A 20,035-nucleotide genomic window follows, 5' to 3' on the forward strand; every position below is an offset into this window, starting at 1 on the left:
CCCGAGGAGGATATGAATCATGACGAAAACAGTGATTATTAGCGGTGTGAGAACACCTTTTGGTAAGTTCGGCGGAGGTCTTAGCAGCTTGACTGCTTCACAACTTGGTGGAATAGCCATCAAAGAAGCAGTTCAACGGGCAGGGATTGATGGAAGCAAGGTTGGCGAGGTCATAATGGGGAACGTGCTTCAAGCAGGGCAAGGCCAAATTCCTTCTCGCCAAGCAGCTCGCAACGCTGGATTACCTTGGGAAGTGAAAACCGAAACAATAAATAAAGTGTGTGCTTCAGGTCTTAGAAGCGTGACATTGGCTGATCAAATTATTCGTTTAGGAGAGGAAGACATCATCGTTGCCGGAGGGATGGAATCGATGAGTAACGCTCCCTACATCCTCCCAAAAGCAAGGTGGGGACTTCGGATGGGAGATGGTCAGCTGAAGGATACAATGATCTCGGATGGGCTTAGCTGTAGCTTTACAGGCGTGCATATGGGGACGTATGGAAACAGCACGGCCGAGGAACTAGAGCTTACTCGTGATGAGCAGGATAGCTGGGCCTATGAAAGTCACCAAAAAGCCATCAAGGCAATCGGAGCTGGAATTCTTGCTGAAGAAATCATTGCCGTAGAGGCCCCGGTAAGAAAAGGCGAGCCCATGATGATTGAGCACGATGAAGGGCCGAGAAAAGATACATCAGCCGAGAAACTAGCCAAATTAGGTCCGGCTTTTAATAATGAAGGAACGATTACGGCTGGGAATGCACCAGGTGTAAACGATGGAGCAGGGGCACTTGTCTTAATGAGTGAAGAGCGTGCAGAAAAAGAGGGGAAGACGCCATTTGCCTATATTTTGGGTCATGCAGAAGTGGCAGTTGAAGCCAAGGATTTCCCCAAAACGCCTGGTTTAGTCATCAATGAAATCTTAAAAAAGACAGGTAAATCAATAGAAGACATAGATTTGTTTGAAATCAATGAGGCCTTTGCTGCTGTGGCTCTAGCTAGTGGGAAAATTGCCAATGTCAATCCGGAAAAGGTCAATGTCAATGGTGGTGCCGTAGCATTGGGACATCCAATCGGGGCTAGTGGTGCCCGCATTATCATAACGCTTATGCATGAACTGAGACGTCGCGGCGGCGGATTGGGCATTGCGGCGATCTGTAGTGGCGGAGGTCAGGGAGATGCCATTTTAATAGAGGTGCCAAAGCAGGAAAACTAAAGAGCTAGATTACGAAGGAGGGGTTTTCATGGACATTCAAAAGGTGATGGTCATTGGTGCAGGACAAATGGGATCTGGCATTGCCCAAGTATGCGCAATGAGCGGATATGATGTTCTATTACATGATTTGAAAGAAGAATACGTAGAAAAGGGATTAGGGACGATAACGAAGAATCTTTCCCGACAAGTTGAAAAAGGGAAAATGGCTGCTGAGGATAAAGAGGCAACGTTATCCCGGTTGACTTGTTCGACGAACCTGAACAATGCAAAAGATGTAGATTTGGTCATTGAAGCGGCCATTGAAAATATGGAAATCAAAACGAAGCTATTTGCAGAATTGGATGAAATCGTTCCGAAACATGTAATACTTGCGACGAATACTTCATCACTTCCGATTACGGAAATAGCCGCTGCGACAAAAAGACCGGAAAAAGTAATCGGGATGCATTTTATGAATCCGGTTCCGGTCATGAAGTTAGTCGAGATTATCCGTGGACTTGCAACAGCTGACGAAGTGTATGAAGAAATCGAAGAGATGGCAAAATCCTTAAGCAAGGTCCCGGTCGAAGTGAACGATTTCCCGGGATTCGTTGCGAATCGGATACTGATGCCAATGATCAATGAGGCTGTCTATACCCTTTACGAGGGTGTTGCTACCAAAGAATCAATTGATGACGTAATGAAGTTGGGCATGAACCATCCCATGGGACCGCTCACACTGGCGGACTTCATTGGTCTGGATACATGTTTATACATAATGGAAACCCTTCATGAGGGGCTCGGCGACGATAAATACCGTCCATGTCCATTATTGAGGAAGTATGTAAAAGCAGGTTGGCTTGGTAAGAAATCAGGACGTGGGTTTTATGAGTATAGCTAGTTCAATAGAGCAAAGGCATCTAGGAGGATTGATGGGGATGGATTTCCGATTTACTGTAGAGCAGGAAATGATGCGGAAAATGGTCAGGGATTTTGCCGAGAAAGAGATAGAGCCTCATATAGAGTCGATGGAACAAGGGGAATTTCCGAAAGAGGTGCTCCGTAAAATGGGCGAACTTGGACTGATGGGAATTCCAATCCCAGAGCAATATGGCGGCTCGGGCATGGATTTTATATCTTATATCATTGCCATCAATGAAATTTCTAAAGTAAGTCCGACACTTGGCGTTATCCTTTCCGTCCACACTTCCGTTGGTACGAACCCCATCGTTTACTTTGGTACGGAAGAACAGAAACAAAAATACGTGCCCAAGCTTGCCACAGGAGAATACTTAGGTGCTTTCTGCTTAACGGAACAAAGTTCAGGTTCTGATGCTGCGAGTTTAAAATCAAAAGCAGTCAAGGAAGGCGATATGTATCGACTAAATGGTTCAAAGGTGTTCATTACAAATGGTGCTGAGGCAGATGTATACATCGTCTTCGCTTCCACCGATCCGACTATGGAAAGCAGGGGAATTTCTGCTTTTATCGTAGAAAAGGGTACACCTGGTCTCATCTTCGGAAAGAATGAACGGAAAATGGGACTCCATGGCTCTAGTACTGTACAGGTAACATTTGAAGACATGCGAATACCAGCTGCGAATCTTCTTGGCAGTGAGGGTGAAGGGTTCAAAATCGCAATGGCCAACTTGAATGTCGGGAGGATAGGCATTGCAGCCCAGGCGCTAGGTATCGCTGAAGGCGCAATGAAACATGCTGTCGATTATGCAAAGAGCAGGGTTCAATTCGGAAAGCCGATTGCCATGCAACAGGGAATCGGGTTCAAAATTGCGGAAATGGCGACCAATATTGAAGCTTCCAGGCTATTAGTCTATCAAGCGGCGTATCTACAATCCCTTGGGGCACCATGCAGTAAGGAAGTATCAATGGCCAAATTGTTAGCTTCGAAGACGGCCGTTGAAGTGACAACAGAAGCCATCCAGGTATACGGCGGGTATGGCTATACAACAGAATATCCGGTTGAACGCTATTTCCGGGATGCAAAGGTAACCGAAATTTATGAAGGAACCAGTGAAATACAGAGAATAGTCATTAGCAAACATCTCTAAAACCAAGAAGATGGGGGACATGGATATGCAATTCAAATTGACAGAAGAACATGAAATGATCAGGAAAATGGTACGTGATTTCGCTGAAAATGAAGTGGCTCCGACAGCAGCGGAAAGAGATGAAGAAGAACGGTTTGACCGTAAAATCTTCGATAAAATGGCTGAACTTGGATTGACGGGTATTCCATGGCCAGAAGAATACGGAGGTATTGGAAGTGATTATCTCGCGTATTGCATCGCAATAGAAGAACTTTCCCGTGTCTGTGCTTCTACAGGCGTCACACTATCGGCCCATACATCCCTTGCCGGTTGGCCCATTTACAAATTTGGTTCAGAAGAGCAGAAGCAAAAATACCTTCGCCCGATGGCTCAAGGCGAAAAAATCGGTGCCTATGGTTTGACGGAACCAAGCTCAGGATCTGATGCAGGTGGGATGAGAACGACTGCAAAGCTTTTAGGAGATGAATACATCATCAATGGTTCGAAAATCTTCATTACCAATGGTGGCATAGCGGATACGTATGTGGTCTTTGCATTGACAGACCCGGAATCCAAACAAAAAGGAACAAGTGCCTTCATTGTTGAAAAGGACTTCCCTGGCTTCAGTGTAGGCAAAAAAGAGAAAAAGCTTGGAATCCGTTCTTCGCCGACAACTGAAATCATTTTTGATGAATGCCGTGTACCAAAGGAAAATCTTCTGGGGAATGAAGGAGAGGGCTTCAAGATAGCGATGATGACTCTTGATGGCGGAAGGAACGGAATCGCGGCTCAAGCTGTTGGCATTGCTCAAGGAGCCTTGGATGCAGCAGTTGATTATGCTAAAGAACGTGTCCAGTTTGGAAAGCCCATTTCTGCACAGCAAGGAATCGGTTTTAAATTAGCGGATATGGCGACAGGTGTAGAGGCTGCGAGGCTCTTAACGTATCAAGCGGCTTGGTTGGAGTCGGTTGGCCTCCCGTACGGGAAAGAATCCGCTATGTCGAAACTTTTTGCCGGGGACACGGCCATGAAAGTGACGACGGAGGCTGTTCAAGTGTTTGGTGGATATGGATATACGAAAGATTATCCTGTTGAACGTTTTATGCGCGATGCGAAAATCACGCAAATTTATGAGGGAACACAAGAAATCCAAAAGCTGGTCATCTCAAGGATGGTTACTAAATAGCCTGTAAACTAGGTTTTCCGGTGAGGCCTCCTGCCTTCCGGAATACCTTTTCATTTTTCTGAAAGGTTGCCGGATGAACGGTGGTGACCTTATAAAAGGGGGTAGGAAATGGAAAAAAGAGAAGTTCTTGCGTCTGTAAAGGATGAGAGATTGGTAGAGAAAAGGCGTAAGCAAATGATTAAGGGTGCAGTGAATCTATTTAAAGAGAAAGGGTTTCACCGGACGACGACGAGGGAGATTGCAAAAGCATCCGGCTTTAGCATTGGTACCTTATACGAATATATTCGCACGAAGGAAGATATTTTATATCTCGTCTGTGATTATATTTATGATGAAGTCCGGGAAAAACTTCAGCGGGAAATCGAACAGAGTGATGGGACACTAGAAAGTCTAAAACTGACGATCGGCTATTTTTATCAGGTGATGGATGAGATGCAGGATGAGGTATTGGTCATGTATCAAGAAGTGAAAGCATTGACAAAGGATGCCCTACCTTATGTTTTAAACAAGGAAATAGAAATGGTTGGCATGTTTGAAAGAGTCATAACCAATTGTGTCAAAAACGGGGAGCTGCACTTGACGAAGAAACAGATCAGTCTTGTCTCCCATAATATTTTTGTTCAGGGACAGATGTGGAGTTTTAGAAGATGGGCCTTGCATAAAAGATTTACGCTTCAAGAGTATGTTGACATCCAAACAGCATTATTGACCCAAAGTGTATATAAGGAGGAGTCAAATGAGTACAGTTGAAGTGTATCAACCTAAAAATCATATTCGGTTCGTAACGGCTTCGAGTTTGTTTGATGGCCATGATGCATCCATTAACATTATGAGAAGGATTCTTCAAGCAAGTGGGGCGGAAGTCATTCATTTAGGACATAACCGCTCGGTCGAAGAAATCGTGAACGCGGCAATTCAAGAGGATGTCCAAGGCATAGCGATGTCATCTTACCAAGGTGGACATGTGGAATATTTTAAGTATATGTATGATTTGTTGAAAGAAAAGGGAGCTCAGCACATTCGAATCTTTGCTGGCGGCGGCGGTGTCATCCTGCCAAGGGAAGTTCAGGAGCTCCATGAGTATGGGATTGCTCGTATCTTCTCTCCTGATGAAGGCCGCGAGTACGGCCTTCAGGGCATGATCAATGTTTTGATGGCAGAATGTGATTTTTCGACGGTCAAGTCATCCCTACAGGAACGCTTTGATGAATTGATTGCAGGAGAAACGAGTGCCATCGCTCAATATATCACCTTTGCGGAAAATAGGCTCGAGGCCACACATGAATCGGCGGCAGCGGTAGAAAGCCTCTTTGAGCAGATCAAGACATCGGAAAAACAGGTGCCGGTTCTCGGCATTACAGGTACGGGGGGAGCAGGGAAAAGCTCTTTGACCGATGAGTTGATCCGTCGATTTATAAATGAGGTCCCGGAAAAGAAAGTGGCCATCCTCTCTGTCGATCCGACAAAACAAAAAACCGGCGGTGCGTTACTTGGTGACCGAATCAGGATGAATGCCATCTTTTCCAATCGCGTCTATATGCGAAGCTTAGCGACACGCCATTCAAAAAGTGAGCTCTCACTAGCCATTCAGGATGCCATTTCGGTGGTGAAGGCTGCTGGGTTCGACTTAATCGTCGTAGAAACGAGCGGAATCGGTCAGGGAGACGCGGAAATTACTGAAATTTGCGATGTATCCATGTATGTCATGACAAGTGAATTTGGTGCCCCTTCACAGCTTGAAAAAATAGACATGATCGATTATGCCGATTTGATTGTCATAAATAAATATGAGCGCAAAGGGTCCGAGGACGCTAAAAATCAAGTTCAGAAGCAGTACCAAAGAAGCCATACGTTATTCGATCAAGAAACTTCTGAAATGCCTGTTTATGGTACCATCGCTTCCCAATTCAATGACCCGGGTACGAATGCTTTATTTGCTGTTCTTTTAGAAAAGTTAAATGAAAAGGCCGGAACAAATTGGAGCACGACTTTTACGAAAGAAGCGGAAGTCTATAAGCAAAATGTCATCATCCCAACTGATCGACGCTACTATTTGCGTGAAATCAGTGAGACGGTCCGCCATTACCATAAACGGGCTGGCGAACAAGTTAAACTAGCGAGAAGATTGTTTCAGTTGGAAGGAGCAATTGGGGCAGTCAAAGAGAATGGTTGTGATGACGCTGTTGTGGAATCCCTAGAGTTGTCGAAGAAAGAAACCGTTTCCAAACTTTCTGCAGAAACAAAAAACATTCTGGCCGGTTGGAACGAGTTAAAAGAGAAATATTCAGCCACACAGCTTGTAACGAAAATCCGTGATAAAGAAATCATTACGAACTTAAAAACGAAAAGCTTATCCGGGTTAATGATTCCCCGGGTATCTCTTCCGAAATATGAGGACTATGGAGAGATCGTAGGCTGGGTCTACCGAGAAAATGTTCCTGGCCACTTTCCATATACAGCTGGAGTCTTTCCGTTCAAACGGGAGGGAGAAGACCCTAAGCGGCAGTTTGCAGGGGAAGGGTCGCCGGACAGAACAAACCGACGTTTTCATTATTTATCCAAAGATGATGATGCCAAACGTCTCAGTACCGCTTTTGATTCGGTTACGTTATATGGAGAAGACCCTGATCACAGGCCTGATATCTACGGGAAGGTGGGAGAGAGCGGCGTCAGCATTTGTACGTTGGACGATATGAGAAAATTGTATGCTGGCTTTGACTTATGCGCCCCATCCACCTCTGTCTCCATGACGATTAATGGACCGGCGCCGATTATCTTGGCTATGTATATGAATACAGCCATCGAACAGCAGGTTCGTCTGAAAGAAGAAGAGTTAGGACGATCGCTTACACAAGAAGAATATGAACAAGTACAGGATTACACCCTACAAACGGTCCGAGGAACAGTTCAAGCCGATATTCTTAAAGAAGATCAAGGGCAAAATACGTGCATTTTCTCTACGGAATTCGCTTTACGGCTGATGGGGGACATCCAAGCCTATTTTATAGATAAAAAGGTCCGGAATTATTACTCGGTTTCTATTTCCGGCTATCATATCGCAGAAGCGGGTGCTAATCCCATTTCACAACTAGCCTTTACTTTGGCGAACGGATTTACGTATGTCGAGTATTATTTAAGTCGTGGCATGGACATTAACGATTTCGCCCCGAACCTGTCATTTTTCTTCTCCAATGGCCTCGACCCGGAATATACCGTTATTGGGCGGGTCGCAAGACGAATATGGGCAACGGTCATGCGTGATAAGTATGGGGCCAATGAGCGCAGCCAGAAGTTGAAGTATCATATTCAGACATCGGGACGTTCCCTTCATGCACAAGAAATTGACTTTAATGATATACGAACAACGTTACAGGCTCTAATGGCACTACAAGACAATTGCAACTCCCTTCATACAAATGCATACGACGAGGCCATCACAACGCCTACAGAGGAGTCTGTACGCCGTGCCATGGCGATACAGATGATCATCACGAAAGAACATGGGTTATCAAAAAATGAAAATCCGATGCAAGGTGCCTTCATTATCGAAGAATTGACCGATCTAGTAGAGGAAGCGGTATTGAGGGAGTTTGATAGCATTAACGATAGAGGCGGTGTACTGGGGGCCATGGAAACTCAGTATCAGCGAGGGAAGATCCAGGATGAATCCATGCATTATGAAATGAAAAAACATACGGGGGAACTGCCGATCATTGGGGTGAATACGTATTTGAATCCTACCCCCCCTACAGAAGAAGCGGTGAACAGCATGGAAGTTGCCAGGGCGACAAAAGAAGAAAAAGAAGGACAAATCACGAACCTACGCGCTTTTCAGGAAAAAAACAAAGCAAATATTGATGAAGCACTGAAGCGGTTAAAGGACGCTGCTATGAATGGGCAAAACATATTTGCTGAATTGATGACATGTGTGCAAGTGGCGAGTTTGGGTCAGATAACAGGCGCCTTATATGAGGTTGGCGGGCAATATCGTAGAAATATGTAAGAAAGAAGGGGTATCCAGAATTTTAGGATGCTCCTTTTTCTAACACGTTTTTAGTGATTTTTTGAGCAAAATAAAAAATTCACCTTATAAATATTTTGAATAGGGGCAAAGATGATGATTCAGACCTTATTTAGGTCGATAAGGTGAATGTAGGACATCATAGGGTGTTATACGCTCTTTGTTGGTTCGTAACTCAGGTTGGTTCCTCTTTTTTCAACGAATTTATGGTTCTTTCCCTCTAGTGCATTTCGTCTGAGATGATTGATAGAATAGAGGAAATTCATTTCGAAATAGATTTTAGTTTATTCGTACAGTAGGGAAAATCTGTGAAAGTATCAGATAGAACTAGCATAAACCCATTTAGATTGTTTATAATGGATTATATGTCTAGCAGGAATTGTCGTTATTTTATCGAAATACTGTTTTAGATTATTTTTTTATGTGAAAAAACATGAGTCATCGTGTTTGAATAGAGAAGGGAAGTGCGGAATTTGAGTTTGAAAAAGTACTCGAAAGAGCAAATAATGGAAATGTCCTTAATAGAAATCGCATATGAAATATTGGTTGAAAAAAACGAACCAATTCTATTTAAAGACTTAATGAGTGAAATAGCTACACTTCAGCATTTATCTAAAGCAGAAGTGACAAAAAGAATTGCCCAGTTCTATACGGACATGAATGTAGATGGCCGTTTTACTTCACTTGGAGAAAATCGTTGGGGATTGAAAACTTGGTACCCAGTTGACCAAATTGAAGAAGAAGTCGTGCATGTTGTAAAAGTGAAGAAGAAAAAGAAAGCGAAAAAAGCCGCTGTGGTCGTTGACGACTTCGATGAAATTGAAGAGGAAGATCTTGATTTCGAAGAAGATATTGATGATTTGGATGAAGATGACGATGATGACGACGATGATGAAATCCTAGGCGGAGCAGTTATCGACGAAGTACTTTTAGAAGATGACGTTGACGATGATGACGACTTAGAAGAAGAAATTATTGAAGATGAAGTGTTCGAAATTGATGAAGATGAAGACGAAGATGAAGACGAAGATGATAAAGAGAAATAAGTATTCGCCCCTTGACTTTTTAAGGCGAAATTTGTAGAATCATTTTTGGGCTCCTTAAAAAAGGACACAATCTTAAAATTATATCGCTCCCTTACTTTTTTGTAAGAGGAGCGTTTTTGTTTTTGATGATGGAATGTTAAAATGACATCATTTTTTTATTTTTACAATGAATACTCGTAAAATGGTAAAAACTATAGATAAGTAAAAGTTAATGTTATTTACGGGAATTTTACTAAGGGGCATCCAGGCATACCCCTCTTACAAGCTCTTTTCTTCTAAGAGATAAGAGTGTAAGACCTGGTTTGTTCGTTTATATTTTCCAGAAAAGGCAGAAGGTCCATGAAATGCTGGTCTGGATTTGATTGGAAAAGCAAGAGAACGGCAGTTAACGAAAACATTCTAGGAGGATATGAGATGACAAAATATATTTTTGTAACGGGTGGAGTAGTTTCCTCTTTGGGAAAAGGGATAACGGCGGCTTCTCTAGGAAGACTTTTAAAAAATAGAGGGTTAAATGTAACAATCCAAAAATTCGACCCTTATATCAATTTAGATCCAGGGACAATGAGTCCTTACCAACATGGTGAAGTATTCGTAACCGATGATGGCGCAGAAACGGATTTGGATCTTGGTCATTATGAGCGTTTTATTGATATCAATCTTGGTAAACACAGCAATGTGACAACAGGTAAAATTTATTCCACTGTTCTAAGAAAAGAACGCCGTGGAGACTACTTGGGTGGAACTGTTCAAGTTATCCCGCATATTACTAATGAAATCAAAGAACGGGTTTTCCGTTCCGGAAATGAAACGAATGCAGATATCGTGATTACTGAAATCGGTGGAACGGTCGGAGATATCGAGTCTCTTCCATTCCTTGAAGCTATCCGTCAGATTAAGAGTGATATCGGAATCAATAATGTTATGTATATTCACTGTACACTTGTTCCTTACATCAAAGCTGCCGGTGAAATGAAAACAAAACCAACGCAACATAGTGTAAAGGAATTGCGTAGCCTTGGTATACAACCAAATATCATTGTAGCCCGTACTGAAAGACCTATTTCACAAGATATGAAGGATAAAATTGCGTTATTCTGTGATATTGATAAGAACTCAGTGATTGAGTGCCTTGATGCGGATACACTTTATTCGATTCCTCTTGCCCTTCAAGCGCAAAACATGGATCAAATCGTTTGTGATCACCTGCAACTGGATTGCAAAGTGGCAGATATGGAAGACTGGAAAGAACTTGTTAAAAAAGTTACTTCTTTAACAAAGAAAACGAAAATTGCCCTTGTCGGAAAATATGTTGAATTGCAAGATGCCTACCTTTCTGTGGTAGAAGCACTGAAACATGCAGGATACGCATTTGACGCGGATGTAGAAATCGATTGGATCAATTCTGAAGATGTAACGAAAGAAAATGTTGCTGAATTGCTTAAAGATGCAGACGGAATCCTTGTTCCTGGTGGATTTGGAGACCGTGGAATCGAAGGGAAAATCGCGGCAACTGAATATGCACGTACGACTAATACGCCGTTCTTTGGTATCTGCTTAGGTATGCAATTGGCATCCATTGAATTCGCACGTAATGTACTAGGCTTAACAGAAGCACATTCTGCCGAGATCAATGCTGAAACGCCAGATCCTATCATTGACCTTCTTCCAGAGCAGAAAGATATAGAGGATTTGGGCGGCACATTACGTCTTGGACTATATCCATGTAAGCTTATCGAAGGTACGAAAGCCTATGAAGCGTATAAAGATGAAGTGGTATACGAGCGTCATCGTCATCGTTATGAATTCAACAACCATTATCGTCAAGCTATGGAAGAGGCAGGATTCATCTTCTCTGGTACAAGCCCAGATGGCCGTTTAGTGGAAATCGTAGAACTGAAGGATCACCCTTGGTTTGTGGCTTCACAATTCCATCCGGAGTTCATTTCACGTCCGAACCGTCCACAGCCATTATTCCGTGACTTCGTGGGTATGTCTTTGAAACGTCATGAAAAATAATAAGATAAAAAAACAGCCGTTTGGCTGTTTTTTTTGTGACTAAAAGTATGAATTCATTCTTCCGAATCATCTTCATATTCTTGTATGATTTCTTCAAGCGTGAATTTAATCCCATAATATGCAAAAAGGGCAGCGATGAGAGTGGGATAACCAAAACGATTTCCTGTTTCATCCGGGATTAATCCACGTTGAATACGTAAATCAATATGGACATCCGCGAGTTCCACAAGTGTCGCTTCTTCAGACTGAACACTTGTAGAAACGGCAACAAACGGTATATCCAACTGCTGAAGTCTGTTCGCAAGCTTAATGGCTTTCGAATCATTTGAATGACGGCTGAATAAAAGAAACCGATCTTCCCGGGATATGACAACCTCATCGGTGTATCGTTTAGCTTTTGGAAAGGGTTCTTCGCCATCCATGCCCTCTGCAACAACCCCTTGCATTTCACCGAATCCATGGATGTAAACAGACCCATCCCCCACCACGGCCTGAGCCAACAGGCGTCCGGCATCCTCCATTTCGAACGATTCCTTTTCCATGATTTTTTTGAATACACCACTTAACTGGGTAGAAAATATCTTCAACATATTTAGGAGCTCCTTTAAAAATAGTATCCTTATTATAAAGGACTTTTTGCTCCTTTAACAGGTTTCAAGACGTTTCAGATTATGATGGGGCAGGATGGTCAGTGAAAATAAAAAAATCTATTAACTCTTATAGCAGGAATTTTGTTACAATTATTGAATATGAACATAGAAGAAACAAACCTCTAGGAACTTTGTCATCGTGTTTTTATTACTTACCCATTTAGGGGGGAATTATACTGTTCCCTTTTCACAATACAAATAGAAGAACAGAGGTGGCTAAATGTCAGGGAAAATATTAATTGTCGATGACCAGTTTGGGATTCGGATTTTATTGAATGAGGTCTTACATAAAGCAGGATATGAAACGTTTCAAGCTGCAAATGGCATTCAAGCTTTAGAAGTTCTTAATAATGATTCACCTGATCTTGTTCTATTGGATATGAAGATTCCTGGAATGGATGGAATAGAAATTTTAAAGCGTATGAAAGCGGTCAATCCCGACATACGTGTCATAATCATGACGGCATATGGGGAGCTTGATATGATACAAGAAGCGAAAGACTTAGGTGCCATGACACATTTTGCAAAGCCTTTTGACATCGATGATATTAGAAATGCCGTGCGCGAATATCTACCTATTCAATCTAGTTGACTAGCTTTTTAAATCTTTAATTTCAATAAAAAAGCGCCACGGCAATCTTTTCTTAGGAGGTGCCGTGTTTTTTTTAGTGCGAAACTTTGATGATATGGTGAATTTGTTGCTGTTTTTTTCATGTATTGATATGCTAAACGAATAGAGATATTCTGTTTTTTACGTGTATGATGCTTTTGATTTCGGGAATATCTAGATAGAAACCATTTTAAACAAAACATTCATTATTAGGAGGAAATCACAAATGCCTTTAGTTTCCATGAAAGATATGCTGAATAAAGCTCTTGATGAAAAGTATGCAGTAGGTCAATTTAACATTAACAACTTGGAATGGACGCAAGCAATTCTAGCTGCTTCAGAAGAAGAGAAATCTCCGGTTATTCTTGGTGTTTCTGAAGGGGCTGCCCGTCATATGGGTGGATTCAAAACAACTGTGATGATGGTTCAAGGTTTGATGGAAGATATGAAAATTACAGTTCCTGTGGCTATTCACCTTGACCACGGTTCTAGCTTTGATAAGTGTAAAGAAGCTATCGAGGCTGGTTTCACTTCAGTAATGATCGATGCTTCACATCACCCAATCGAAGAGAACATTGAAACGACTAAGAAAGTTGTGGAATATGCACATGCACGTAACGTTTCGGTTGAGGCTGAAGTTGGAACAGTAGGTGGACAAGAAGACGACGTCATCGCCGATGGTGTTGTTTATGCAGACCCTAAGGAATGTGAACTTCTTGTTAAGGAAACGGATGTTGACTGCTTTGCACCAGCATTGGGATCTGTTCATGGTCCATATAAAGGAGAACCAAACCTTGGATATAAAGAAATGGAAGAGGTTCGTGATTTAACGAAAAAACCGCTTGTCCTACATGGTGGCACAGGTATTCCGACAAAAGATATCCAAAAAGCAATTTCACTTGGTACATCGAAAATTAATGTGAACACAGAAAATCAAATTGTTTTCACAAAAGCTGTTCGTGAAGTTTTAAATAGTAATGCAGAAGTATACGATCCACGCAAATTTATTGGACCTGGCCGTGAAGCAATTAAGGCAACCGTCATTGGTAAAATTCGTGAATTTGGTTCGAATAATAAAGCTTAACTAGTTAAACAAGGTACTATGCCCATCAGAGATTTTTTCTCTGATGGCAATATAGCAGTATGGCGGTATTGCTCTTCATTTTTAGAACAATTAGAATTCAGAGATGCGAGCACGCAAATTTATTACATATGGAGGAACTTATGAAATTCTTTATCGATACAGCTAATATGGAAGAAATTAAACAAGCATATGAATTAGGCGTTTTAGGAGGGGTTACGACTAACCCATCCCTTGTTGCAAGAGAAAAAGGCGTTTCTTTTCATGACCGTTTAAAAGAAATTACTAGCCTTGTTAAGGAATCTGTTTCTGCTGAAGTCATCGCACTTGATTTTGAGGGAATGATGGCAGAAGCGAAAGAACTTGTTGCGATCGCACCAAATATTACAATCAAGGTGCCGATGACACCGGATGGCTTGAAAGCTGTCGCGGCTTTAACCAAACAAGGTGTTAAAACGAACGTGACTCTTATTTTCAGTGCGAATCAAGCGTTGCTAGCGGCAAGAGCGGGAGCAACTTATGTTTCTCCATTCTTGGGACGTTTAGACGATATCGGTCAAAATGGGTTGGACTTAATCTCTGATATAGCAGATATCTTTACGATTCATGGCATTCAATCAGAAATCATTGCAGCTTCAATTCGCCATCCGATGCACATTACACAAGCTGCGCTTAATGGTGCACATATCGCAACGATTCCCTACAAAGTATTAATGCAATTATTCCATCATCCTTTGACTGATAAAGGGATTGAAGCGTTCTTGAAGGACTGGAATTCTCGTACAGAAGCATAATGAACCCTGACGCTAAGTGGCTTAACACTGCATGAACTAAATAGAGAAAGAAAAAAATTAGAAATTTTTCTCATTTTTCTACATGACTTTTCTATTTTTGTGTAAACTAAGAAACTAGAGAGTAAATGTTGTCGGATTACGCAATTTTTTCGTGGTAAATTATTACTTTTTTTGAAATACAGCTTCTTGAGTGCTTAGCGTGGAAGGGAGTTCATTATGGAAAAACTTAAAATTGCCGGTGGCTATCCTTTAAAGGGGACCATTCGAGTCAGTGGTGCAAAAAACAGTGCAGTGGCTTTAATTCCTGCAACAATTTTGGCAGATTCTCCAGTAACAATAGAAGGTTTACCGGATATTTCTGATGTAGAGATGTTAAAAGAGTTAATGGAGGAAATTGGCGGTGAGGTCGTTTTTAACGATGGAGAAATGACTGTCGACCCGAGCAAGATGATTTCTATGCCTCTGCCTAATGGAAAAGTGAAAAAGTTACGTGCTTCCTATTATTTGATGGGCGCGATGCTTGGGAAATTTAAAAAGGCTGTGATTGGACTGCCTGGAGGCTGTCATTTAGGGCCACGTCCAATTGACCAGCATATAAAAGGGTTTGAGGCGCTTGGGGCACAAGTGACGAATGAACAAGGTGCCATTTATTTAAGGGCAGACGAGCTTCGTGGTGCCCGGATCTATTTGGATGTAGTTAGTGTCGGGGCTACTATCAATATCATGCTTGCAGCCGTCTTGGCAAAAGGGCGGACCGTTATTGAAAATGCAGCAAAAGAGCCGGAGATAATTGATGTGGCTACCTTACTAACCAATATGGGAGCGAAGATCAAGGGTGCTGGAACCGATATCATCCGGATTGATGGTGTAGATAGCCTTCACGGGTGCAAACATACTATCATACCTGATCGCATAGAAGCGGGAACATTCATGATTTTAGCTGCAGCGGTTGGCGAGGGGATATTGGTTGATAACGTCATTCCTCAGCATTTAGAATCCCTGACTTCCAAATTGCGAGAGATGGGCGTCAGCATTGAAGCTGGAGATGATCAGGTGTTCGTGGCCCCTGGGCAGGAGCTGAAATCTGTGGATATCAAGACGTTGGTCTATCCAGGTTTCCCAACAGACTTGCAGCAACCTTTTACATCCCTTTTAACAAAAGCAAGCGGTTCAAGTATGGTGACTGACACGATATACGGAGCACGCTTTAAGCATATAGACGAATTACGACGCATGAATGCAAAGATAAAAGCAGAAGGCAGGACGGGCATCATTAATGGTCCGGTCCAACTTCATGGGGCAAAGGTCAAGGCAAGTGATTTGCGTGCAGGAGCTGCTTTGGTCATTGCCGGTTTAATGGCAGAAGGAATAACGGAAGTGACAGGTCTTGAACATATAGACCGTGGATATAGTCATCTTGTAGAGAAACTTTCTGGTTTAGGTGCAACGATCTGGCGTGAAGAAATGACAGAAGAAGAAGTGGAGCAGCTGAAAAGCTGATCCATTTCTTCTTGTTTCACTGTGTTACGTTATATGCTCAAATGTGCTATACTATTATATAAATAAATCATGATTGCACATTGAGGGGGAACGAGAAATGGAAAGAAGTTTGTCAATGGAGCTTGTCCGCGTAACTGAAGCGGCTGCTCTATCATCTGCGCGTTGGATGGGTAGAGGAAAGAAAGAAGAAGCGGATGACGCGGCTACAACGGCGATGCGGGATGTTTTCAATAGCATACCCATGCAAGGTACGGTCGTTATAGGTGAAGGAGAAATGGACGAAGCACCGATGCTTTATATCGGTGAGAAACTTGGTACAGGCCTTGGGCCACTAGTAGATGTAGCGGTCGATCCTTTAGAAGGAACGAATATCGTTGCATCAGGCGGATGGAATGCGTTAGCCGTCTTGGCTGTTGCCGATCAAGGGAACTTGTTGCATGCTCCTGATATGTATATGGATAAAATAGCTGTCGGTCCTGAAGCGGTAGGTCTAATTGATATCAATGCATCAGTCTTGGATAACCTAAAGGCAGTGGCCAAAGCAAAAAATAAAGATATCCAGGATGTGGTTGCTACGGTCTTGAACCGTAAACGCCATTCTAAAATCATCGAAGAACTTCGTGCAGCAGGTGCCCGAATCAAGTTGATCAACGATGGAGATGTTGCCGGTGCCATCAATACGGCCTTCGACCATACGGGTGTAGATATTTTATTCGGATCAGGTGGAGCTCCTGAGGGAGTTATTTCAGCTGTAGCTTTAAAATGTCTTGGAGGAGAAATCCAAGGTAAGCTTCTTCCTCAAAGTGAAGAAGAAGTAAAACGTTGTGGAAAAATGGGACTTGATTTAGGCAAAGTCCTAAGAATGGAAGATCTAGTACGTGGTGACGATGCAATTTTCGCTGCGACAGGCGTAACGGATGGAGAACTTCTTCGAGGTGTTCAATTTAAGGCTCACCATGGCGAAACTCAATCAGTGGTCATGCGTGCCAAGTCAGGAACAGTTCGTTTCATCGATGGAAGACATGTCCTAAAAATGAAGCCAAATGGCTTAATCGGTTAAAACTTTGTTATAAATAGCTACTCGGGAAAGCGGGCGTGTTTCCATGCACGCTTTCTCTTTTAAAAAATTAAGTTGAATAATTCATTTAAAAAAAGTAAAATAAAGCTTGTTCTACTAATGGACTTTAATCTGCCCTTTCACTCCAAACTTCAAGAAGCCTTCAAATAATTTTCTTCTTTACATGTAAAATGTATCATCCTTTCTACGAAAACTCTGGTCGGGTACATGGATTGTAGTTTCTCTTCCATTTAACAAACCAATCCTTTTTCAGTATGGGTGAAAACGTTTAATTAATAAAAGTGTGGTGTCATGATGAATTTAACGATTTCCAATTTAGAAAACATGAAACTAAAAGATCTCTATGAACATGCTCGTGAATATAAAGTATCTTATTACAGCAAGCTGTCAAAAAAAGAACTTATATTCGCAATTTTAAAAGCGCAAGCTGAGCAAGATGGTCTTCTATTCATGGAAGGTGTTTTAGAGATTATCCCTTCAGAGGGCTTTGGTTTCCTTCGTCCGATCAATTATTCTCCAAGCTCGGAGGATATCTATATTTCTGCTTCCCAAATCCGCAGATTTGATTTACGTAACGGAGATAAGGTATCAGGAAAGGTTCGTCCACCGAAAGAAAACGAACGGTATTATGGATTACTGCATGTTGAAGCCGTCAATGGTGACAATCCGGAATCCGCTAAGGAACGAGTCCATTTCCCAGGCTTAACACCATTGTATCCAAATAGGCAGATTAAATTGGAAACAACGCCGAAGAACCTGTCCACTAGAATTATGGATGTTCTTGCCCCTGTAGGCTTTGGGCAACGTGGTTTAATTGTGGCGCCCCCAAAAGCGGGTAAAACGATGTTGATTAAAGAAATGGCCAATGCCATTACTACCAATCACCCTGAAGCGGAATTAATCGTCTTACTAATTGATGAGCGCCCCGAAGAAGTAACAGACATTGAACGTTCTGTGGCGGGCGACGTTGTAAGTTCGACATTTGATGAAGTGCCAGAAAACCATATCAAAGTGGCTGAACTGGTATTGGAACGGGCCATGCGTCTTGTTGAGCACAAACGGGATGTTATCATTCTAATGGATAGTATTACTCGTTTGGCACGTGCTTACAACCTGGTTATCCCTCCAAGCGGTAGAACGTTATCGGGTGGGATAGATCCTGCTGCATTCCACCGTCCGAAACGGTTCTTTGGGGCAGCAAGGAACATTGAAGAAGGCGGTAGCTTAACCATTCTTGCTACTGCATTGGTAGATACAGGTTCGCGTATGGATGATGTGATTTATGAAGAATTTAAAGGTACGGGTAACATGGAGCTTCATTTAGATCGCTCTCTTGCTGAAAGACGCATTTTCCCAGCCATCGATATACGTCGCTCGGGTACCCGTAAGGAAGAGTTGTTGATTCCGAAAGATCGCTTGGATAAGCTTTGGGCCATCCGCAAAACGATGTCTGATTCGCCTGATTTTGCTGAGAAATTCCTTCGCCGTCTAAAACAGACAAAAAGCAATGAAGAATTCTTCAGTAAATTGGATGAAGAGATGCTAGAAATGAAAAAAGGGTCATCAAGTTTAAAGAGGTCATGAAGAGATAAAAACAAAATGTTGCACAACGACTTTTAAATTGCTATAATGAGTTCATGTGTTTTTACAATAAATGTGAGGATGCATTTTCCTCATCTTGAAGTATATAACTCTGTTTCGAATGATTCAGGGCATAAGGAGCTGAAAAGAATGAAAGCTGGAATTCACCCAAATTATAAACTATCAAAAGTAATTTGCTCTTGCGGAAATACTTTTGAAACTGGTTCAGTTAAAGAAGAAATCAAAGTTGAGACTTGTTCAGAATGCCATCCATTCTACACTGGTCGTCAAAAATTCGCTGAAGCTGGCGGACGTGTTGATCGCTTCAACAAAAAATACGGTATTAAATAAGCCGGACTTTCAAAAAACAGGCAAGTATTCTTCTTGCCTGTTTTTTTCTTTTCTGAAAATTAGTTAGATTTTATATATAAAACCGGGTCCAAAAAAATTATGGCCAAGGGATCGACAGGTGGAAGGAGTAGCTGTTTCCATGTATGTAATGAAACAAACAGGCTGGATTGAGGTTATTTGCGGAAGCATGTTTTCAGGTAAATCCGAGGAATTAATTAAGCGGGTCAGCCGTGCTCAATTTGCAAAAGAGAGTATAGCGGTTTTTAAACCAGCTATAGATAATCGCTATGCGGAAGAGGCTGTCGTATCACACAATGGTTCCTCTGTGATGGCAAAACCGATTGCCCATTCTACAGATATATTTAAGCATCTGGATCAGCCATTGGATATTATTGCTATAGATGAAGTTCAATTTTTTGATCCCGAAATTATCAGGGTTGCCCAGCATCTTGCGGACAGCGGTTATCGAGTAATTATGGCTGGACTGGATCAAGATTTCAGGGGTGAGCCATTCGGCCCTATGCCGGTCTTACTTTCGCTTGCTGAATCTGTTACGAAGCTACAAGCTGTATGTGAGGTATGTGGGTCACCTGCAAGCAGGACTCAGCGGCTAATTGATGGAGCACCGGCCTCTTATGATGAACCGATCATTCTTGTTGGTGCCTCGGAATCATATGAGCCTCGTTGCCGTCATCATCATGAAGTTCCTGGCAAACAAGCGGTAGAGGCAAAAGAACAAATTTAAGATTGATGCAATGCTCTAAGAACCGATGAGGTCTTAGGGCATTTTTTATTGGTAGTGAAAAAAACGGTCTTACTGGACCATCACTTGGAAGAGAATTGAAGGAAGATTTATCTCCATCTTGGGAATGCTGAAG

The 20,035-nt window shown here is 42.2% G+C and carries 17 protein-coding genes; 16 read left to right on the plus strand and 1 reads right to left on the minus strand.

All coding sequences use genetic code 11. The features are described from left to right. Positions 1-19: 19 nt before the first annotated feature. The 8 genes from ACQKL5_RS15295 (at position 20) to ACQKL5_RS15330 (ending at position 11,512) form a co-directional block, all read left to right on the plus strand. Positions 20-1,213: an acetyl-CoA C-acetyltransferase gene (locus tag ACQKL5_RS15295; RefSeq protein WP_427609751.1), complete on the plus strand. Its 1,194-nt coding sequence runs from the start codon at positions 20-22 to the stop codon at positions 1,211-1,213. A 28-nt stretch (positions 1,214-1,241) separates the two neighbouring features. Next, positions 1,242-2,093: a 3-hydroxybutyryl-CoA dehydrogenase gene (locus ACQKL5_RS15300; RefSeq protein ID WP_427609752.1), complete on the plus strand. Its 852-nt coding sequence runs from the start codon at positions 1,242-1,244 to the stop codon at positions 2,091-2,093. A 37-nt stretch (positions 2,094-2,130) separates the two neighbouring features. After that, complete coding sequence (locus ACQKL5_RS15305) at positions 2,131-3,261, plus strand: acyl-CoA dehydrogenase (RefSeq protein WP_427609753.1); 1,131 nt, start codon at positions 2,131-2,133, stop codon at positions 3,259-3,261. Between the two features lie 25 nt (positions 3,262-3,286). Next, positions 3,287-4,426, plus strand: a complete 1,140-nt coding sequence (locus ACQKL5_RS15310; RefSeq protein ID WP_427609754.1) for an acyl-CoA dehydrogenase — start codon at positions 3,287-3,289, stop codon at positions 4,424-4,426. A gap of 108 nt (positions 4,427-4,534) precedes the next feature. Then, positions 4,535-5,176 (plus strand): TetR/AcrR family transcriptional regulator, encoded by a 642-nt coding sequence (locus ACQKL5_RS15315; RefSeq protein WP_427609755.1) that lies wholly within the window; start codon positions 4,535-4,537, stop codon positions 5,174-5,176. Continuing rightward, on the plus strand, positions 5,163-8,429 hold the full coding sequence (icmF, locus tag ACQKL5_RS15320; protein WP_427609756.1) for a fused isobutyryl-CoA mutase/GTPase IcmF: 3,267 nt from the start codon (positions 5,163-5,165) through the stop codon (positions 8,427-8,429). Before ACQKL5_RS15315 ends, icmF begins: the two co-directional genes overlap by 14 nt. 491 nt (positions 8,430-8,920) lie before the next feature. Beyond that, the gene (rpoE, locus tag ACQKL5_RS15325) at positions 8,921-9,493 is read left to right on the plus strand and encodes a DNA-directed RNA polymerase subunit delta (protein WP_427609757.1); all 573 of its coding nucleotides are present in this window, start codon (positions 8,921-8,923) and stop codon (positions 9,491-9,493) included. Between the two features lie 414 nt (positions 9,494-9,907). Next, a complete protein-coding gene (locus ACQKL5_RS15330; protein ID WP_427609758.1) occupies positions 9,908-11,512 on the plus strand; it encodes a CTP synthase in 1,605 nt (534 codons plus the stop codon). Between the two features lie 53 nt (positions 11,513-11,565). On the opposite strand, the gene ACQKL5_RS15335 is transcribed toward ACQKL5_RS15330, so the two are convergent. After that, positions 11,566-12,102, minus strand: a complete 537-nt coding sequence (locus ACQKL5_RS15335) for a DUF2529 domain-containing protein (RefSeq protein WP_427609759.1) — start codon at positions 12,100-12,102, stop codon at positions 11,566-11,568. Between the two features lie 280 nt (positions 12,103-12,382). Between ACQKL5_RS15335 and ACQKL5_RS15340 the strand changes: the two genes are divergently transcribed. From ACQKL5_RS15340 to ACQKL5_RS15375, 8 genes are all read left to right on the plus strand, one after another. After that, entirely contained in the window at positions 12,383-12,754 is a 372-nt protein-coding gene (locus ACQKL5_RS15340; RefSeq protein WP_402962123.1) for a response regulator, read from the plus strand. 244 nt (positions 12,755-12,998) lie between these two features. Further along, positions 12,999-13,856 (plus strand): class II fructose-bisphosphate aldolase, encoded by an 858-nt coding sequence (locus tag ACQKL5_RS15345; RefSeq protein WP_402962126.1) that lies wholly within the window; start codon positions 12,999-13,001, stop codon positions 13,854-13,856. A gap of 140 nt (positions 13,857-13,996) precedes the next feature. Next, positions 13,997-14,647 carry a fructose-6-phosphate aldolase gene (fsa, locus tag ACQKL5_RS15350; RefSeq protein WP_427609896.1) on the plus strand — a complete coding sequence of 217 codons (651 nt, stop codon included), beginning with the start codon at positions 13,997-13,999 and terminating at the stop codon, positions 14,645-14,647. A gap of 216 nt (positions 14,648-14,863) precedes the next feature. Further along, complete coding sequence (locus tag ACQKL5_RS15355; protein ID WP_427609760.1) at positions 14,864-16,147, plus strand: UDP-N-acetylglucosamine 1-carboxyvinyltransferase; 1,284 nt, start codon at positions 14,864-14,866, stop codon at positions 16,145-16,147. 97 nt (positions 16,148-16,244) lie between these two features. Further along, positions 16,245-17,207, plus strand: coding sequence for a class II fructose-bisphosphatase (gene glpX, locus ACQKL5_RS15360; protein ID WP_427609761.1), 963 nt, complete (start codon positions 16,245-16,247; stop codon positions 17,205-17,207). Between the two features lie 312 nt (positions 17,208-17,519). Next, complete coding sequence (gene rho, locus ACQKL5_RS15365) at positions 17,520-18,809, plus strand: transcription termination factor Rho (RefSeq protein ID WP_402962136.1); 1,290 nt, start codon at positions 17,520-17,522, stop codon at positions 18,807-18,809. 147 nt (positions 18,810-18,956) lie between these two features. Next, entirely contained in the window at positions 18,957-19,157 is a 201-nt protein-coding gene (gene rpmE / locus ACQKL5_RS15370; RefSeq protein ID WP_402962139.1) for a 50S ribosomal protein L31, read from the plus strand. A gap of 139 nt (positions 19,158-19,296) precedes the next feature. Then, complete coding sequence (locus tag ACQKL5_RS15375; protein ID WP_427609762.1) at positions 19,297-19,902, plus strand: thymidine kinase; 606 nt, start codon at positions 19,297-19,299, stop codon at positions 19,900-19,902. The last annotated feature ends 133 nt before the right edge of the window (positions 19,903-20,035 follow it).

This window comes from Peribacillus sp. NPDC097675, from assembly GCF_050277655.1.
Taxonomy (GTDB): domain Bacteria; phylum Bacillota; class Bacilli; order Bacillales; family DSM-1321; genus Peribacillus.

Excerpts from the sequence above, each read along its gene's own strand:
- icmF (WP_427609756.1), top strand. The coding sequence starts at position 5,163 with ATGAGTACAGTTGAAGTGTATCAACCTAAAAATCATATTCGGTTCGTA.
- ACQKL5_RS15355 (WP_427609760.1), top strand. The coding sequence starts at position 14,864 with ATGGAAAAACTTAAAATTGCCGGTGGCTATCCTTTAAAGGGGACCATT.
- ACQKL5_RS15310 (WP_427609754.1), top strand. The coding sequence starts at position 3,287 with ATGCAATTCAAATTGACAGAAGAACATGAAATGATCAGGAAAATGGTA.
- fsa (WP_427609896.1), top strand. The coding sequence starts at position 13,997 with ATGAAATTCTTTATCGATACAGCTAATATGGAAGAAATTAAACAAGCA.
- ACQKL5_RS15330 (WP_427609758.1), top strand. The coding sequence starts at position 9,908 with ATGACAAAATATATTTTTGTAACGGGTGGAGTAGTTTCCTCTTTGGGA.
- ACQKL5_RS15375 (WP_427609762.1), top strand. The coding sequence starts at position 19,297 with ATGTATGTAATGAAACAAACAGGCTGGATTGAGGTTATTTGCGGAAGC.
- ACQKL5_RS15295 (WP_427609751.1), top strand. The coding sequence starts at position 20 with ATGACGAAAACAGTGATTATTAGCGGTGTGAGAACACCTTTTGGTAAG.
- glpX (WP_427609761.1), top strand. The coding sequence starts at position 16,245 with ATGGAAAGAAGTTTGTCAATGGAGCTTGTCCGCGTAACTGAAGCGGCT.
- ACQKL5_RS15335 (WP_427609759.1), bottom strand. The coding sequence starts at position 12,102 with ATGTTGAAGATATTTTCTACCCAGTTAAGTGGTGTATTCAAAAAAATC.
- ACQKL5_RS15340 (WP_402962123.1), top strand. The coding sequence starts at position 12,383 with ATGTCAGGGAAAATATTAATTGTCGATGACCAGTTTGGGATTCGGATT.
- ACQKL5_RS15315 (WP_427609755.1), top strand. The coding sequence starts at position 4,535 with ATGGAAAAAAGAGAAGTTCTTGCGTCTGTAAAGGATGAGAGATTGGTA.
- rpmE (WP_402962139.1), top strand. The coding sequence starts at position 18,957 with ATGAAAGCTGGAATTCACCCAAATTATAAACTATCAAAAGTAATTTGC.
- ACQKL5_RS15300 (WP_427609752.1), top strand. The coding sequence starts at position 1,242 with ATGGACATTCAAAAGGTGATGGTCATTGGTGCAGGACAAATGGGATCT.
- ACQKL5_RS15305 (WP_427609753.1), top strand. The coding sequence starts at position 2,131 with ATGGATTTCCGATTTACTGTAGAGCAGGAAATGATGCGGAAAATGGTC.
- rho (WP_402962136.1), top strand. The coding sequence starts at position 17,520 with ATGAATTTAACGATTTCCAATTTAGAAAACATGAAACTAAAAGATCTC.
- ACQKL5_RS15345 (WP_402962126.1), top strand. The coding sequence starts at position 12,999 with ATGCCTTTAGTTTCCATGAAAGATATGCTGAATAAAGCTCTTGATGAA.